This is a genomic window from Flavobacterium psychraerolatum (assembly GCF_025960985.1).
Taxonomy (GTDB): Bacteria; Bacteroidota; Bacteroidia; order Flavobacteriales; family Flavobacteriaceae; genus Flavobacterium.
Genome location: NZ_JAOQMX010000006.1, coordinates 83217 through 99975, shown reverse-complemented (window position 1 = coordinate 99975; position 16759 = coordinate 83217). Strand labels below are relative to the sequence as shown.

Here is a 16759-nt window from a genome sequence, read left to right as displayed (position 1 = left end):
ACAACTACAAATTAGCGAGCAAAAATTGAATAGGAATGATTTTACTTTTACAACTGCCGAATGGGAAAGTGCTACATTCGAAACCGAAATAAAATATAAAAAACAAACATTGAATCCTGTAAAAACTGACACAAAAATTACACATCAAAGTGCTTTTGAAGTAATGTCATATTAGTTGATTAGAATACCCTCTTATTATATTGTATTGTATCATTCCCTACTATAAATTATAACCTCATATTATCTAATTTGTGGCACTATGATTAATTTCTTGTTAGATGAAAATCAACTCTTAATTTAGTAACATTATCCTTTTTATAAATTAAAAAAGGATTGTCAGGCTAGTATAACTTTGCGAATCCAAAACATACTCGCGGGTATTTAATTTCTAAATTAAGTCTACTAGAACTTACTCGACAATACCTATACATAGATCTCCTTTTCTATTTAAATAAAAGTTAGGATACCTTATTAAACACTAATAAGTACCTCAACCAATAGTAATTACTATTATCAAGTACTTAAAGCCAAATTATTGTAATATCTTTAAAAATTGAGTTTTTTTATTTCATATACCATAATTTACCTAACTTTTTACATATATTCGCAACAACCGTGTGCGTACACATAATAAGTAATTATTATAATTTTTATTTTAAAATGATGAATAATAATAGTAATACAAAAAAGTGCAATCAATTGAATACAAAAAACAATCACTATGAATAAAACATTCGATCTCAACGGAAAAATAGCATTGGTCACCGGCGGCGGTGGCGTTTTGGGTGGAAATATGGCACAAGCATTGGCACAAAATGGAGCAATCGTAGGCGTTATGGGTAGAACTCCCGAAAAACTTGATCAAATGGTTGCTACCATTCAAGCAAACGGAGGGCAAGCATTTGCAATTGTTACCGATGTTTTGAACGAAAGTGATTTAGAAAAAGCAAAACAGCATATCGTTACTACTTATGGCAAACTAGACATTCTTATCAATGCTGCTGGCGGAAATATGCCTGGTGCAACCATAATGCCTGATCAAGATTTCTTTAATGCAAAACAAGAAGATTTACAAAAAGTACTAGATCTAAATGTCATGGGAACAATGCTTCCATCAAAAGTTTTTGCTGAATTGTTTGCCAACCAAAAAAATGGCGTAATCATAAATATCTCATCGGCTGCAGCAGATCGTCCTCTGACTCGTGTTGTAGGCTACTCCGCATCCAAGGCAGCAATTGATAATTTTACCCGTTGGATGGCGGTTGAAATGGCTACAAAATACGGCGAAGGAATCCGCGTAAATGCCATTGCTCCCGGTTTTTTTATTGGCGAACAAAACAAGGCGCTCCTACTTGCTCCTGACGGAAGTCTAACTTCCCGAGGTGAAACAATTATCTCAAAAACCCCAATGGGACGTTTTGGGAATCCTGAAGACCTTAACGGTACATTAATATGGTTGTGCAGCGAAGCATCCAAATTTGTTACCGGCATAGTCGTACACGTGGATGGAGGTTTTGGAGCTAAAAGCATCTAATCAAATTAAAAGTGGAATTGAAAATAGAGGTTATCATTAAACATAAATAACACAATGGAACAAACATGGAGATGGTACGGACCAAATGACCCCGTAAAATTATCAGATGCAAGACAAGCTGGTGCTACCGGAATTGTTACTGCTTTACATCATATCAAAAACGGACAAGTATGGGAAGTGGATGAAATCATGAAACGCAAAAACGAAGTCGAAGCTGCTGGATTGACTTTGTCTGTGGTAGAAAGTATTCCCGTTCATGAAGACATCAAAAAACAATCTGGAGATTATTTAAAATATATAGAGAACTACAAGCAAAGTATCAAAAACTTAGCAACTTGTGGAATTGATATCGTTTGTTATAATTTTATGCCTGTTTTGGATTGGTCAAGAACTGACTTGTCGTACGAAGTAGAAGATGGTTCCAAAGCATTGCGTTTTGATGTAAATGAATTTGCCGCTTTTGAATTGTTTATTCTAAAAAGACCAGGAGCAGAAGAAACGTATACCGAAGCTCAAAAAGTAAAAGCTAAAGCTACTTTCGAAAAACTGACAGATGCTGATAAAATTAAATTACAACAAAATATTATCGCAGGTTTACCTGGTGCAGAAGAATCCTATTCTGTAGAAGACTTCTTGAAAGTGCTACAAGGATATGATGGAATTGATGCAGCCAAATTAAAAGAAAATTTATACTATTTTTTACGCGAAATCATCCCTGTGGCGGAGAGTGCCGGTGTAAAAATGGCCATACACCCTGATGATCCACCCTACCCTATTTTAGGTTTACCAAGAGTGGTAAGTACCGAAGCGGATTTGAAACAATTATTAGAAGCTATTGATTCTCCTTCCAACGGATTCACAATGTGTACGGGTTCGTACGGAGTTATTGCTGAGAATGACCTACCCGGAATTGTAGACCGTCATGGTGCTAAAATGAACTTTATCCATTTGAGAAGTACACAACGCGATGCTGAAGGGAATTTCTATGAAGCCAATCATCTAGAAGGTGACGTTGATATGTACGAAGTGGTAAAATCAATTATCAAAAAAGAAAAAGAAACTGGCCGAATTATTCCGATGCGTCCCGATCACGGACACCAGATGTTGGATGATTTGAACAAAAAAACAAACCCAGGTTATTCAGGAATTGGTCGCTTACGTGGTCTTGCTGAATTACGTGGTCTTGAAGTAGGAATTAAAAGAAGTTTATAAAAATAATTATGTCACAAACATTCATCACCGAAGATTTTTTACTGCATAATGAGGTTGCCAAAAAGTTGTACCATGAATACGCTAAACAGCAACCCATTTATGATTATCACAATCATTTATCCCCAAAGGACATAGCCGAAGATCGTCAGTTTGAAAACATTACCCAATTGTGGATCGAAGGCGATCACTATAAATATAGAGCTATGCGTGCCAATGGTATTGACGAAAAATACATCACTGGTGATGCTTCCGATTTGGAAAAATTCAAAAAATATGCCGAAACCCTTCCCTACACTTTAAGGAATCCGTTATATCAATGGACACATTTAGAACTAAAAAATTATTTTGGAATTACCGAATTACTAAACGCCGAATCTGCCGAAAGAATTTTTCATACTTGCAACGAGCTTTTAAAAACACCTGAATATAGTGTTCGAAATTTATTGCTGAAAATGAATGTCAAAATGGTGGGAACTACAGATGATCCTACAGATAATTTAGCCTACCACAAACAATTAAAAGAAGAAGGTTTTGGAATCGCTGTTCTACCAACATTCAGACCTGATAAAGCTACTGAAATCGAGAAAGGACAAGCTTTTGTAGATTGGATTTATAAATTAGAAGCGGTCGTTGGGTATTCGATTCAAAATTATTTGACCTTGGTAAAAGCGATAGCAGAACGTCACGATTATTTTCATGAAGTGGGTAGTCGCATATCCGATCACGGACATTCTAATTATTATGGAGCCGATTTCTCAGAAGAAGAAGTCGACACTATTTTCAAAAAAGGATTGCAATTGGAATCATTAACTTCTTTGGAAATCGAAAAATACAAATCGGCATTACTCAACAAAATTGCGACTATGAACCACAGTAAATCGTGGGTGCAGCAATTTCACGTAGGTACCATTCGAAACAACAATGCCAAAATGATGGAGGCTTTAGGACCAGACCAAGGATTCGATTCTATCGGAGACCAAATTATGGCCGAAAACATGAGTCGCTTTTTTGGTCGATTAAGCATCGAAAACGCCTTGGCCAAAACGATTGTCTACAACCTCAACCCTCGTGACAACGAAATGATTGCAGCAATGGTAGCCAACTTTAACGATGGTTCTGTCGCTGGAAAAATGCAATACGGTGCCGCTTGGTGGTTCTTGGACCAAAAAGACGGCATGGAAAAACAATTAAACGTCCTTTCTAACTTTGGGTTACTAGGTCGTTTTGTCGGAATGTTGACCGATTCTAGAAGCTTTCTATCGTTCCCGCGTCACGAATATTTCCGACGCATTCTGTGTAATGTTTTGGGTGAAGAAGTCGAAAAAGGAGAACTACCAAATGATATGCAACTCATCGGTAATCTCGTAACCAACATCTGCAGTCAAAATGCAGTCCAGTATTTTAATTTTTCAAAAGAATAATTTCTTTTAAAAATTGTAAACTATTAAATTAAAAAAAAAATTATGATTAACCAAAACCAAAACGTTGGAAAGTACCGCTGGTCCATTTGTGGATTGCTGTTTTTTGCAACCACCATCAATTACCTTGACCGACAAGTACTATCCTTGACATGGAGCGATTTTATTGCTCCCGAATTTCATTGGACCAATAATGATTACGGAAACATAACAGCCTTGTTTTCTATATTTTACGCTGTATCTTTATTATTTGCAGGACGATTTGTAGATTGGCTAGATACCAAAAAAGGATTTCTATGGGCAATTGGTATCTGGTCTATAGGTGCTTGTTTGCACGCCTTTTGCGGAATTGCAACTTCTGGAATCATCACTGGTAATTGGTTTGTGAGTTTTGGTGGTGCCAAAGAAATCATTGAAAATATCAACGATACCGGAATGGTAATCAATGTGAGTGTTACCCTATTTATCTTTGCCCGTTTTGTGTTAGCCTTAGGTGAAGCCGGAAATTTCCCTGCTTCCATCAAAACAACAGCCGAATATTTTCCTAAAAAAGACAGGGCCTTCTCTACCAGTATTTTCAATGCTGGAGCAACAGTAGGAGCTTTGGCAGCACCCATTACAATTCCGTTTATCGCCAAAGCTTATGGGTGGGAAATGGCTTTTATCATCATTGGAGCCTTAGGTTTTGGATGGATGGGATTTTGGATTTTCATGTATGACAAACCCGAAAAACATCCAAAAGTAACTGCTGCCGAATTAGAATACATTCAACAAGACGATATTGCAGCTAGCAAACTAGAGGGATACATACCTGAGACAACCGCAAAAGTATCCCTGAAACAATGCTTAAAATACAGACAAACTTGGGCGTTTGCCTTTGGTAAGTTCATGACCGATGGTGTGTGGTGGTTCTTTTTATACTGGACACCTGCTTATTTGAGTTCTGTTTATGGCATGAATTCAACTGATGCTGCTTTCCCATTATTTGTATTATATATGATTACTTTACTTTCTATTGTTGGAGGATGGTTACCTACCTATTTTGTAGAAAAAAAAGGAATGGATCCGTATGCTGGTAGAATGCGATCCATGTTAATTTTCGCCTTTTTCCCATTATTAGCATTAATTGCACAGCCATTAGGACACATTACCTACTGGATACCCGTTATCATCATTGGTATCGCAGGAGCGGCTCACCAAGCGTGGTCTGCCAATATATTTACCACTGTTGGTGATATGTTTCCCAAAAAAGCCATTGCAACCATCACCGGAATTGGTGGTTTGGCCGGAGGAGTAGGTTCTACTATAATCAACAAAAGCTCGGGACTTTTATTTGATTATGCAACCGTAACCGAAATGGATTTCATGGGCTTTCACGGCATCGAAGCAGGATATTTTATCATTTTCTCTGCTTGTGCCGTTTGTTATTTAGTCGGTTGGTCTGTGATGAAAATCTTAGTTCCAAAATATGCTCCTATCACTGATTTATAATCTACTTGGGCTTACCAATTTATTAAAAAGGTATTAATTATTACAATCGTATTATTAGCTCCTTTTATCTTCCGTTGGACTTACTCTCTGTAGCAGTAGATAGTGTTAGAAATAGACATCCTCATTTTATCAAATACTGATCCTGAAATTTTAATTTTATTAGTCTGAACATTTATAGTAGAGGTGTAAACTATGAGAAACAGTAAAATAAGTTTTTCATAAATTAAAGCGCTTGTTATTTTTTTTAAAGTATTCAATCTACAGCTATACTATTGGTTAATTAAAAATTGATTCATAATTAGTTAAGAAAAAAACATAAATAGCATGACTAATTTTAAAGAAAGAGATCAAGTGTAAAATATAAAAATTAGGACATAAAAAAACCTCCTTACTATAATAATAATAAGGAGGTACCAGAAATGGATATAGAATATTTAATTACAAAATGTAATCGGTATTAATGAAATTAGATTCTTTACTATCTAGTAATTCTTGTAAAATAGCATTATTATAACTATTATCTTTTGAAGCTACAAAAGTTCTAATAGAGAAAGAACGCAACGCATCATGAATACTTAATGTTCCTACAGCAGAATCCTTACGACCTGTAAAAGGGAAAACATCTGGTCCTCTTTGACAAGAACTATTCAAATTCACTCGGCTTACTAAATTTACTAAGGAATCTATAAGTGGCGCTATCGTTTTGGCATTTTTCCCAAACAAACTTACTTGTTGTCCATAATTTGATTCTGCCATATCTTTTAAAGGCTCTTGAATATCTTTAAAGGTCATAATAGGCACAACGGGTCCAAATTGTTCTTCCTTATACACTCTCATTTCTTTATTGATAGGAAATAAGACGGCAGGAAAGATATAATTGTCTGAATGTTGACCTCCTTTTGCATTAATTATTTTTGCCCCTTTGCTAGTTGCATCATCAATTAATTCTTGAATATATGCAGGTTTTTCTTTTTCAGGAAGAGGTGTCAAAGAAACTCCTTTTTCCCAAGGATTACCAAAAACTAAATTATCTACTTTTTCAGAGAAACGCTTGTTGAACTCTTCTGCAATCGATTCATGAACATACAATACTTTTAATGCTGTACAACGTTGTCCGTTAAAAGACAATGTTCCTGCAAGACATTCGCTAATGGCTAAATCTAAATCTGCTTCGGGTAAAATAATTGCTGGGTTTTTTGCTTCTAATCCTAATACCAAACGCAAACGGTTTTTATTAGGGTGTTGATCTTGTAAAGCAATAGCCGACTTACTGTTACCAATCAATGCTAATATATCCACTTTACCTGATTGCATTACTGGAGCAGCTACTTCTCTACCTCTACCGTATAATATATTGATAGCTCCTTTTGGAAAACTATTTCTAAACGCTTCTAATAATGGAGAAATTAACAATACGCCATGTTTAGCAGGCTTAAAAATTACAGGGTTTCCCATAATCAAAGCTGGAATCAACAAAGAGAAAGTCTCATTCAATGGATAATTGTAAGGCCCTAGACACAATACTACTCCAAGCGGACTTCTACGTACCATAGCGTTTACACCTTGTACTTTGGAAAAATGTGCGCTACGACTGTTCAATTCTTTGTAACTATCAATGGTATCATTAATGTACTCAACTGTTCTATCAAATTCTTTTTCAGAATCTCCAAGTGATTTTCCAATTTCCCACATAAGCAACTTCACCACTTCCGTACGCGTTTCTTTCATTTGTTTCACAAAATTCTGCATACATTTGATACGATCTACTACTTTCATAGTTGGCCATTTACCTTGACCGTGATCAAAAGCAGCCGCGGCAGCATCAACAGCTTCATGCGCTTCTTTCTCTCCCATAAACGGAATAGATCCTAATAAGGTAGGTCCATAAACAGCCGTTGAAGATATGGTAGAAAAAACCGCTGTAGTTTGTCCTGTCCATTTTTTTAATTCACCATTGACTAAATAAGTGTCTTGGTTTAAAATTTCTTTAATTTGATATTCTTCTGGAATTGCGTTCATCTTTTTTTGTTGTTTTTTGTAGTGTTTATATAAAACTAAAAAAAGAGGAATTACCCTCTTTTTTTAATACTTATTCAATTTCTCCATTCCACTCTAGCATTCCGCCAAGCAGATTGTATGCGTATTCAAATCCCAATTCATTCATTATTTCACAAGCTTTTCCGCTTCTTGCTCCTGAACGACAATACACATAATACTTTTTATTTTTGTCCAATGCCTCTATTTCTGTAATAAAGTCTTGACCTCTATGAATGTCAATGTTAATGGCATTTGGAATCATACCTTCATTAACCTCATCATCAGTTCGTACATCAAGAATTACAACATTCTCGTCTGATTCTAACTGAGCAACCCAATCTTCTTGTGATAAATTCATAATTAGCTGTTTTTCTCAAAAATACAACGTTTTTACAAAATAAAAAACATTTATTTTATGACATTATGAATAACGAAAACGACTTAGTAACTACAAGTCATTACTAATCAACAACTAATAAACTTAAAATTTATATGCGCCTTTTTAATTTTGATACTTAATTATAAAAAAAGTAATAAGTTCATTATATTTGAATAAAATACTTTTAGATGTCTACGTCAATGCAAAATCTCTTCCCTTCCTTTTCAAGTGAACTTCTTCTTTCAGTAGAACATAATGCAACTATAAAGAATATTCCCGCTGGCGAAGTAATCATGAGAACGGGTCAATACATCAAAAATACTGTTTTGGTTACCAAAGGACAAGTCAAAGTCTATCGTGAAGGCGATAACGGCGAAGAATTTTTCATGTATTATTTACAACCTGGTCAAGCTTGTGCCATATCAATGATTTGCGCCACCCGAAACAAAACCAGTCAAATCATGGCCAAAGTAGTCGAGGATGCTGAATTGATTATGATTCCGCTTTCGCTAATGGACCAATGGATGATGGAATACCGTTCTTGGTACGAATTTGTTATCGAAACCTACCGCAGTCGTTTTGAAGAAGTGTTGGAAGTAGTAGACAGCATCGCTTTTAGAGCCATGGACGAACGTTTGGAGTTTTACCTCAAGCGTCACCAAGAAGCTTGCGGTTGTAACATGTTAAAAATATCGCATCAAGAAATTGGTACAGAACTCAACACATCACGTGAAGTAATTTCTCGATTATTAAAAAAAATGGAACAGAGAGGACTAGTAAAATTACACCGCAATAATATCGAACTCATAGCTATTAAGTAATGCAATGTGATAAATGTTACTGTACACCTTTATAATAAATTTGAACTTTGTAAAAAAAACAAATGGAATATTTAGGATACTTTGCATCGATCATAATCGGACTTTCATTAGGGCTCATTGGAGGTGGTGGATCCATTTTAACTATACCTATTTTAGTTTACTTGTTTAAAGTTGATCCTGAGCTAGCTACCAGTTACTCCTTATTTATTGTAGGTGCTACATCCTTATTTGGGGGATATAGCCATTATAAATTAGGAAACCTCAACCTCAAAACAGCAATCTACTTTGCGTTGCCTTCCATTGTTTCCATCTTAATCATCCGTGAAGTTATTTTTCCGCAAATTGCATCGACTCTCTTTACCGTAGCTTCTTACGCAGTATCCAAGAATTTACTCATTATGATTGTATTCTCAATCTTAATGATTGCTGCCGCACTTTCGATGATAAAAGATAAAAATATGATTGTTAATAATCCTAAAACCAACTTTTCACAACTAGCATTGATTGGTTTTCTGGTAGGTATTGTTACTGGATTCTTAGGAGCTGGAGGTGGTTTTTTGATTATTCCTGCTCTACTTTTTTTTGCTAATCTACCTATGAAGCAAGCCGTTGGAACTTCATTACTAATTATTTTTATTAATTCGGCCATTGGTTTCGCAGGTGATTTATACATCGGCACACCCGTAGATTACACTTTTTTACTCGAAATATCTTGCATCGCCTTTATCGGTCTTTTAATTGGTGTTCAACTCTCCAAAAAGATTGATGGTAATAAACTCAAACCAATTTTTGGATGGTTTGTACTTCTAATGGGAGTTTACATCATCACAAAGGAACTTTTCTTTTAGTTAAAATAATTTGCTGCTAAGGTCCTGTCTATTAAAAACCCGAAATTGTGAAGATTCAGCATATCTTTCCATTAATACTAAAAAAAATTGTTTGTTATTTATAAAAACCGCAAGTATTTTAAAACAATTAAAACACTTTAGTCTATCTGAAATTTAAGTCACTTAGATGAGTTCCTTCATAATGAAAAAGCCTCATTTTTTTAAAAAATGAGGCTTTTTTATCTTATTAATTTTGGTATAATGTACTATGCCACTATTATTTCCAAGTAATATTTAAATTTTCAAACTTCCCACTAATTTTTTTAGCAAACTGACCATTAGAATACACATCTAAAGAAAATAGTCTAATCAAGGGAATATCAGTATCAAAATCTTTAAAAGTTATCGTAAATTTCATTGGTATATCTGTATAGACATTTTCAACTCTCACACTTTCATTGGCTAAAGAAACAATATAAGTTTCATGCTGAATACCTTTAGGGTCGATTGCTGCAGCGCCCACAACTTGTAATGCTTTAAGCGCTTCTCCCTGATTCGTAAATAATCCTTCGATTACTAGCATTTTATTTTGCTTATCTCCAATAACCGAATTAATTTGATATCTAATACTTTCAATTTCTGTTTGTATAGTGCTTTGGGTTAAATTTAGAGCCTCTTTATAATATATATTTTCTTTTGTTAAAGCAGAAATTTGTTGCTCCTGAATCACTAATTTTTCTTTTAGTTTTGGTAAATCTATTTGCGCATTAACACTGGTTATTGTAAAGACTGCTATTACTGCAATCGTATTTCTTATTGTTTTCATAATTAAAGTTATTACAATCTATAATTTCATTTTTGTGTTTTTTTTGTAAAGCCTGACTCTTAATTTTTACGAAAAGGTGGACGCTAAAATTAATGTTCACCATATCCAACATCATCCATTTTACCACTAAATACTTTATACTGTATTATAAAATAAGCGATGACCAAAACAAAGGCAACGGCAAACCAATACACGCCAACAGACAGCGCGTAAGGTTCATTGGCAACGTTGTAAATCGTTAAGGATGGATTGACACTATTGGTCGAAGGCAATACCTCTGGAAAAATTGAAGCGGTAGTTGATGTAAATCCACCAACTAGGAAAAGAGTTGAAAATACAAATCCAGTACCATCTTTTTTGAAAGATTTGACCTTGAACAACCCAAACAATCCCACAAACGTAATTAGTGGAAAAATGAAAAGAATGGGGTTTTCGATAAAGTTATGAAAGGGTTCTTTCTCGATAATGTGCCAAACGGAAAGTGAAACAATTACAAGTCCAAGCAAAACAAAGTTCAGTTTGTAGATAACGTCTTTCAACTTTGGATTAAGGTCTGAACTCGTTTTATAAATTATCCAATTGGCTCCGTGAATCATCAAAGCAACTACGCTCACAACACCTAAAAAGAGGGTAAACCAGTCTATAATTCCGAGTTGAGGACTTTGTGGGCTCAAACTGTCGTTCCATAAAGGCAAAAAGAAAAAGTGCGGTTCTTGAGTGGAAACTCCATTGACCACCATGCCTAAATTTACTCCTCGAACAACATTTCCTAACGCCATACCGAAGAATAAGGCTAATAATAAACTCGCGATACCGAAGGCTTTGTCCCAAACGGCTTCCCACATGTGGTGGTGGAACTGCCCACGCAATTCTAAACCGATTGCTCTAAAAATAAGCAACCATAAAATCATAATTAGCGGGAGGTAAAACCCACTAAATGAAGCTGCGTACAAGGTTGGAAAAGCATAAAATAAGATTCCACCTCCTGCAATTAACCAAACTTCATTGGCGTCCCAAAATGGGCCAATAGAGTTGGTAATTGCTTTTTTCTGTTTTTCTGTTTTGGCAAAAAATAAGTGAATAATTCCTGCCCCAAAATCATAGCCATCGAGAACTACATAAGTCCCCAAAATAACGATTAATACTATATACCAAAAGAATTCCATATCAATATGTTTATATCATTAACGATTTTTGATTGGCGATTTCCTCCAATCTGCAATCAAAAATCAGTTTTTATTTTTCTGTAGGTTCCGGCCCTGCATAAATTATTTTACCTACTAGAATAGCAAACAACATTCCGAGTAAGGCGTACAAACCTACAAATCCCATCAAGGTAAACAAGGTATTCCCTGAAGAAACTGTTGGCGAAGCACCATCTGCGGTGCGTAATAAATTATAAACCAACCAAGGCTGACGGCCCAATTCAGCCGTATACCATCCTGTGATATTGGCAATATAAGGAAACGGCATCATGAACATAAATGACCACAACAACCATTTGGTTTGAAACAACTTCCCTCTACTTAATTGAACGATAGCCAACAATGTCATTCCAATAAATAGTGTACCTAATCCTACCATAATATGATAAGCATAATATAGTCCCGAAATATTTGTAGGATGCGTATCTTCTGGATATTGATCGAGACCTTTTACTTCTGTATCCCAGTTTCCGTATGTTAGGAAGCTCAAAACATTGGGAACGGCAATTTTATTATCTAGTTTTTTGTCTTTTACATCGGGTTGTCCAATTAGGACAATCTCTGCTCCTTTTTTTTCGGTATGAAAAATACCCTCCATGGCCGCAAAAGTTACGGGCTGGTGTTTTACTACATTTTTGGCTAGTAAATCTCCTGTTGGCATAGCTACGATTAAACTCGAAATCAATCCAAAAACAACCCCAGTTTTCAAGAATAATTTTCCGTAGGATACGTTACGATTGTTCAATATATAAAAAGCTCCAATTCCAGCAACTACAAACGAGCTCGTCACCATCGATGCAGCTTGATTATGAAAATACGATGGCCAAACCCACACATTGGTAAACAAAGCACTAAAATTTGTAAGGACAAATTTCCCGTTTTCTAGCACCTCATATCCTACAGGATGCTGCATCCAGGAGTGTGTGGCAATGATTAAATACCCACTTGCCCACGAACCCAAGCAAATTAATAATCCGGTGACGAAATGCCAACGATGCCCTAGGATTTTTTCACCAAAGAGAAACATTCCCAAAAAGGAAGATTCCAAAAAGAACGAAAACATTCCTTCCATGGCTAATGTCTGTCCGATGATACCACCTGTAAGTTCTGAAAATTTGGCCCAGTTGGTTCCAAACTGAAACTCCATTGGAATTCCTGTGACCACACCCATAGCAAAATTGATTGCAAAAATACGCATCCAAAAATGGGTTGCTTTGTTATAATGTGGATCATTAGTTTTTAAAAATCTCCATTTAAAATAGACCACGATTAACGAGAGTCCCATTGTAAGCTGCGGAAATAAGTAGTGAAAAGTTATGGTAAACGCAAATTGCATTCGGTCGTAAAAGAGCATTTCTTCCATTGGAAAGTTTTTTATTTATGCTGCAAATTTAGCCTTTAGAGTTAAAAAACCCTACTTAAACAACTCCTAAATTTCATTTATTTTCACTTTAAAAAGTATTTAAGCTTATGTAACATTAGTCACTATAATCCTGAAAATCATGCTGTATCTTTGTTGTAACAATTCTAAAAAACAATACAATGCAAATTGAACAAATATATACCGGTTGTTTAGCGCAAGGAGCTTATTACATCACCTCAAATGGAGAAGCGGCAATCATTGACCCGTTAAGAGAAACACAACCCTACCTTGATCGTCTAGAGCGTGATAAAGTAACTTTGAAATATGTTTTCGAAACTCATTTTCATGCAGACTTTGTATCTGGGCATGTAGATTTGAGCAAAAAAACAGGGGCTCCTATTGTTTATGGTCCCAATGCAAATCCAGAATTTGAAGCTATTATTGCTACTGACGGTCAAGAATTCAAAATAGGTGATATCACCATCAAAGTAGTGCATACACCAGGTCATACGATGGAAAGTAGTACTTATTTACTATTGGATAAAAATGGAAAAGAACATGCTATATTTTCAGGTGACACCTTATTTATTGGCGATGTAGGTCGTCCCGATTTGGCCCAAAAAGCCGCTTCGATGACACAAGAAGAATTGGCTGGAATTCTTTTTCACTCCTTACGTGATAAAATCATGACTTTGCCAGACGATGTAATTGTTTATCCTGCACACGGAGCCGGAAGTGCCTGCGGAAAAAATATGAGCAAAGAAACTATTTCGACCATTGGTAACCAAAAAGAAACCAATTATGCGTTGAGAGCCAACATGACAGAAGCCGAATTCATCAAAGAAGTTACCGATGGCTTACTACCTCCTCCTGCTTATTTTGGAATGAATGTAGCCATGAACAAACAAGGATACGAGAGTTTTGACTCTGTACTTAATAACGGAATGCAAGCCATCAACGTAGCCGATTTTGAAGCTATTGTAGACAATACCGATGCTTTGATACTGGACAGTCGTGATAGCCAAAATTTTTCAGAAGGCTATATCCCACAATCTATAAATATTGGTATTGACGGAAGCTTTGCGCTTTGGGTTGGTGAATTGATCATCGACGTTAAACAACCAATTATCTTAGTTACAGATGCCGGAAGAGAAGAAGAAACCGTTACCCGTTTGAGTCGCGTAGGTTTTGACAATTTACTTGGACATCTTGAAGGAGGATTTGAAGCTTGGAAAAAAGCAGATAAAGAAATTGATACCGTACACAGAATTACAGCCAATACATTTGAAAAAGAAGTCAAAATAGGCAAAAGCAAAGTAATTGATATTCGTAAAGAGAGCGAATACAAAGCTGAACATCTCGAAGATGCTTACTTGCGACCATTGGCAAGTATCAATGACTGGATTGAAAATATCAACCCAAAAGAACATTTTTACCTGCATTGTGGTGGTGGTTACCGTTCTATGATCGCCGCTTCCATTTTACAAGCTCGTGGTTTCAGAAATTTTACCGAAATTCAAGGTGGTTTTGCAGCAATTGCCAAAACAGAATTACCAAAAACTGATTTTGTATGCCAATCTAAGGTATTTAAAAACAATTAAAATAAATGATTGTACTTACCTCTTTAGAAAAAAATTATCATAAAAAAGCAGTTGAACTACCGACAAAATTATTCAAATCACTATAGCAGTAGTACTTGTAGGATTGTATTTCACCAATGAAATCACTACTATAATCACATTTTTTTTATTAAGCTTGTCTAGAATATTTATGCTCTATAACTTCATCAGTTTTTGTCTGCTTAATACGTCATTCAAAATAAACACAGATAAGAACTAAAATTAGACAAGCAGTAATAAAGGGATGATCTTACAATGAAACTTTTTTGTGTATTAAAGCATATTTTATTTATTTACGAAGGACAATGTATTTCTCTATAATTACTTTTAGTACTTATAATTTATTCTAATTCGAAAAAAATCTGTTCATGGAAACTCTCTTTTATGTAAATTTGATATTTATCTTATTATTCTCAAAAGTAAATTTCTTGCATCATCGAAAAATCGATTAATTAATATAAAATCATATTGCTAACCAACAACTAGAATATCATGAGTAAAACATTAGACCAAAAATATTGGGATACACAATATAAAACAAATTGTACTGGTTGGGATTTGGGATGTATTTCTCCTCCTATAAAAACTATTATAGACAAACTTGAGGATAAAAATATAGCTGTTTTAATTCCAGGTTGTGGAAATACTTATGAAGCCGAATACCTTTTACAACAAGGATTTACCAATATTACAGTTATTGATATAGCACCTACATTGGTTTCCATGCTTCAATTAAAATTTGCAAATAATGATAATATCACTATCGTATTAGGGGATTTTTACAGTCATCAAGGACAATACGATTTGATTTTGGAGCAAACTTTTTTCTGTGCACTTGCACCCCATTTACGACAACATTATGTCTTTATCATGCACCAATTATTAATTCCTAATGGAACTTTATCGGGGTTACTTTTCAATAAAACATTCGAATCGGGTCCACCGTTTGGTGGCAACAAAAAAGAATACGAATTGTTGTTTAAAAATGCATTTAATATCACTTCTTTGGAGATTTCCTGTAATTCGGTTCTACCAAGATCAGAAAGTGAATTGGCTTTTACTTTCGTAAAAGATAATACTGTTACGGTCAAATTGTACGAACTCGAAAATACAACAGGTACAGAGGAAATTAAGAGTATCAAAGAAAACATATCTCAAATAAATACAGTTTTAAATGTCAGTATAAGCACCAATGGAACGACTATTCTACTAGTCACGGAAAAGGAAATTCCACTTTTGGATTTACAGTTTGCCCTCCCGAATCACGTAAAATTAAAAATTGCAACTTATGAAAAATGTACTCTTTACTAATTGGCATGCCATGCGCTGGATTCGTCTTGCCATCTCTGCTTTTATGATATTACAAGCTATTCAGCATCACGAAATATTTTTTGGATTTATAGGTGCTTTTTTCCTATTTCAAGCCGGTTTCAATAGCGGTTGTAGCTTAAACGGATGTACAGTACCAACATATAAAAATAATAAAAATGAGTAATTTTAAAACAATCATCAATTCAGAGAAACCTGTGTTAGTCGATTTTTTTGCTACTTGGTGTGGTCCTTGTAAAATTTTAGGTCCAATATTGAAAGAAGTAAAGGACAATTTAGGTGATGGAATTTCGATAATAAAAATTGATGTAGACAAAAACCAACCACTAGCAACTCAATATCAAGTGAGAGGTGTTCCCACGATGATTTTATTCCAAAACGGAAAACAATTATGGAGGCAATCAGGTGTTTTACAAAAAAATGAAATTATGAAAATTATAGTAGAGAATAGTAATAAATAATGAAAATATAATTACATCTATAGTAATATTGGTAGGTATCTTAGAAAGCTAGTATATTTACTACTTGTAGGTTATTAATCTGGAAGTTGAGTCTTCAATTAAAATTACTTAAATCAATCTATAAGGAGTTAAATTAATAACTGAACTAATAATCAATATATTTGTAAAAGAAGAAAAAAGCAAGACCAATTGCTTTTTTTTTCTACCTTTACTAACCAAATGGTTAAACCGAATAGT

Annotated in this window: 17 protein-coding genes; 12 read left to right on the top strand and 5 right to left on the bottom strand. The window is 34.9% G+C overall.

Going from position 1 to position 16759, the window contains the following annotated elements; all coding sequences use genetic code 11:
- Positions 1-25 precede the first annotated feature (25 nt).
- The 5 genes from M2326_RS04235 (at position 26) to M2326_RS04215 (ending at position 5655) form a co-directional block, all read left to right on the top strand.
- Positions 26-175, top strand: a complete 150-nt coding sequence (locus M2326_RS04235; protein ID WP_264618306.1) for a hypothetical protein — start codon at positions 26-28, stop codon at positions 173-175.
- Between the two features lie 546 nt (positions 176-721).
- Positions 722-1534, top strand: coding sequence for an SDR family oxidoreductase (locus M2326_RS04230; RefSeq protein WP_264618305.1), 813 nt, complete (start codon positions 722-724; stop codon positions 1532-1534).
- 54 nt (positions 1535-1588) lie between these two features.
- Complete coding sequence (gene uxuA / locus M2326_RS04225) at positions 1589-2746, top strand: mannonate dehydratase (RefSeq protein ID WP_264618304.1); 1158 nt, start codon at positions 1589-1591, stop codon at positions 2744-2746.
- Positions 2747-2754: 8 nt separating this feature from the next.
- Positions 2755-4167: a glucuronate isomerase gene (gene uxaC / locus M2326_RS04220; protein WP_264618303.1), complete on the top strand. Its 1413-nt coding sequence runs from the start codon at positions 2755-2757 to the stop codon at positions 4165-4167.
- A 42-nt stretch (positions 4168-4209) separates the two neighbouring features.
- Positions 4210-5655: an MFS transporter gene (locus M2326_RS04215; RefSeq protein WP_264618302.1), complete on the top strand. Its 1446-nt coding sequence runs from the start codon at positions 4210-4212 to the stop codon at positions 5653-5655.
- 438 nt (positions 5656-6093) lie between these two features.
- Here M2326_RS04215 and M2326_RS04210 read toward each other — a convergent pair whose 3' ends face one another.
- Entirely contained in the window at positions 6094-7674 is a 1581-nt protein-coding gene (locus M2326_RS04210; RefSeq protein ID WP_264618301.1) for an NADP-dependent glyceraldehyde-3-phosphate dehydrogenase, read from the bottom strand.
- 70 nt (positions 7675-7744) lie between these two features.
- The gene (locus tag M2326_RS04205; protein WP_264618300.1) at positions 7745-8050 is read right to left on the bottom strand and encodes a rhodanese-like domain-containing protein; all 306 of its coding nucleotides are present in this window, start codon (positions 8048-8050) and stop codon (positions 7745-7747) included.
- Between the two features lie 209 nt (positions 8051-8259).
- Between M2326_RS04205 and M2326_RS04200 the strand changes: the two genes are divergently transcribed.
- Both M2326_RS04200 and M2326_RS04195 read left to right on the top strand, forming a co-directional pair.
- Positions 8260-8892, top strand: coding sequence for a Crp/Fnr family transcriptional regulator (locus tag M2326_RS04200; protein WP_264618299.1), 633 nt, complete (start codon positions 8260-8262; stop codon positions 8890-8892).
- A 62-nt stretch (positions 8893-8954) separates the two neighbouring features.
- Positions 8955-9740 carry a sulfite exporter TauE/SafE family protein gene (locus M2326_RS04195; RefSeq protein ID WP_264618298.1) on the top strand — a complete coding sequence of 262 codons (786 nt, stop codon included), beginning with the start codon at positions 8955-8957 and terminating at the stop codon, positions 9738-9740.
- A gap of 256 nt (positions 9741-9996) precedes the next feature.
- Here M2326_RS04195 and M2326_RS04190 read toward each other — a convergent pair whose 3' ends face one another.
- From M2326_RS04190 to M2326_RS04180, 3 genes are all read right to left on the bottom strand, one after another.
- Positions 9997-10545 (bottom strand): hypothetical protein, encoded by a 549-nt coding sequence (locus tag M2326_RS04190; RefSeq protein WP_264618297.1) that lies wholly within the window; start codon positions 10543-10545, stop codon positions 9997-9999.
- An 89-nt stretch (positions 10546-10634) separates the two neighbouring features.
- A complete protein-coding gene (gene cydB, locus M2326_RS04185; RefSeq protein ID WP_264618296.1) occupies positions 10635-11711 on the bottom strand; it encodes a cytochrome d ubiquinol oxidase subunit II in 1077 nt (358 codons plus the stop codon).
- A gap of 70 nt (positions 11712-11781) precedes the next feature.
- Positions 11782-13113 carry a cytochrome ubiquinol oxidase subunit I gene (locus M2326_RS04180; RefSeq protein ID WP_264618295.1) on the bottom strand — a complete coding sequence of 444 codons (1332 nt, stop codon included), beginning with the start codon at positions 13111-13113 and terminating at the stop codon, positions 11782-11784.
- A gap of 179 nt (positions 13114-13292) precedes the next feature.
- Between M2326_RS04180 and M2326_RS04175 the strand changes: the two genes are divergently transcribed.
- The 5 genes from M2326_RS04175 (at position 13293) to trxA (ending at position 16522) form a co-directional block, all read left to right on the top strand.
- Positions 13293-14714: an MBL fold metallo-hydrolase gene (locus M2326_RS04175; RefSeq protein WP_264618294.1), complete on the top strand. Its 1422-nt coding sequence runs from the start codon at positions 13293-13295 to the stop codon at positions 14712-14714.
- Between the two features lie 67 nt (positions 14715-14781).
- Positions 14782-14952 carry a DUF2892 domain-containing protein gene (locus tag M2326_RS17580; RefSeq protein WP_413603257.1) on the top strand — a complete coding sequence of 57 codons (171 nt, stop codon included), beginning with the start codon at positions 14782-14784 and terminating at the stop codon, positions 14950-14952.
- A gap of 272 nt (positions 14953-15224) precedes the next feature.
- Positions 15225-16043, top strand: coding sequence for a TPMT family class I SAM-dependent methyltransferase (locus M2326_RS04170; protein WP_264618293.1), 819 nt, complete (start codon positions 15225-15227; stop codon positions 16041-16043).
- A complete protein-coding gene (locus tag M2326_RS04165; RefSeq protein ID WP_264618292.1) occupies positions 16021-16227 on the top strand; it encodes a hypothetical protein in 207 nt (68 codons plus the stop codon). The genes M2326_RS04170 and M2326_RS04165 overlap by 23 nt, the downstream gene beginning before the upstream one ends.
- Entirely contained in the window at positions 16220-16522 is a 303-nt protein-coding gene (gene trxA, locus M2326_RS04160; RefSeq protein ID WP_264618291.1) for a thioredoxin, read from the top strand. Before M2326_RS04165 ends, trxA begins: the two co-directional genes overlap by 8 nt.
- Positions 16523-16759: the final 237 nt, after the last annotated feature.

Excerpts from the sequence above, each read along its gene's own strand:
- M2326_RS04230 (WP_264618305.1), top strand. The coding sequence starts at position 722 with ATGAATAAAACATTCGATCTCAACGGAAAAATAGCATTGGTCACCGGC.
- uxuA (WP_264618304.1), top strand. The coding sequence starts at position 1,589 with ATGGAACAAACATGGAGATGGTACGGACCAAATGACCCCGTAAAATTA.
- M2326_RS04165 (WP_264618292.1), top strand. The coding sequence starts at position 16,021 with ATGAAAAATGTACTCTTTACTAATTGGCATGCCATGCGCTGGATTCGT.
- M2326_RS04190 (WP_264618297.1), bottom strand. The coding sequence starts at position 10,545 with ATGAAAACAATAAGAAATACGATTGCAGTAATAGCAGTCTTTACAATA.
- M2326_RS04200 (WP_264618299.1), top strand. The coding sequence starts at position 8,260 with ATGTCTACGTCAATGCAAAATCTCTTCCCTTCCTTTTCAAGTGAACTT.
- M2326_RS04195 (WP_264618298.1), top strand. The coding sequence starts at position 8,955 with ATGGAATATTTAGGATACTTTGCATCGATCATAATCGGACTTTCATTA.
- trxA (WP_264618291.1), top strand. The coding sequence starts at position 16,220 with ATGAGTAATTTTAAAACAATCATCAATTCAGAGAAACCTGTGTTAGTC.
- M2326_RS04215 (WP_264618302.1), top strand. The coding sequence starts at position 4,210 with ATGATTAACCAAAACCAAAACGTTGGAAAGTACCGCTGGTCCATTTGT.
- M2326_RS04180 (WP_264618295.1), bottom strand. The coding sequence starts at position 13,113 with ATGGAAGAAATGCTCTTTTACGACCGAATGCAATTTGCGTTTACCATA.
- M2326_RS04175 (WP_264618294.1), top strand. The coding sequence starts at position 13,293 with ATGCAAATTGAACAAATATATACCGGTTGTTTAGCGCAAGGAGCTTAT.
- M2326_RS04170 (WP_264618293.1), top strand. The coding sequence starts at position 15,225 with ATGAGTAAAACATTAGACCAAAAATATTGGGATACACAATATAAAACA.
- cydB (WP_264618296.1), bottom strand. The coding sequence starts at position 11,711 with ATGGAATTCTTTTGGTATATAGTATTAATCGTTATTTTGGGGACTTAT.
- M2326_RS04205 (WP_264618300.1), bottom strand. The coding sequence starts at position 8,050 with ATGAATTTATCACAAGAAGATTGGGTTGCTCAGTTAGAATCAGACGAG.
- M2326_RS04210 (WP_264618301.1), bottom strand. The coding sequence starts at position 7,674 with ATGAACGCAATTCCAGAAGAATATCAAATTAAAGAAATTTTAAACCAA.
- uxaC (WP_264618303.1), top strand. The coding sequence starts at position 2,755 with ATGTCACAAACATTCATCACCGAAGATTTTTTACTGCATAATGAGGTT.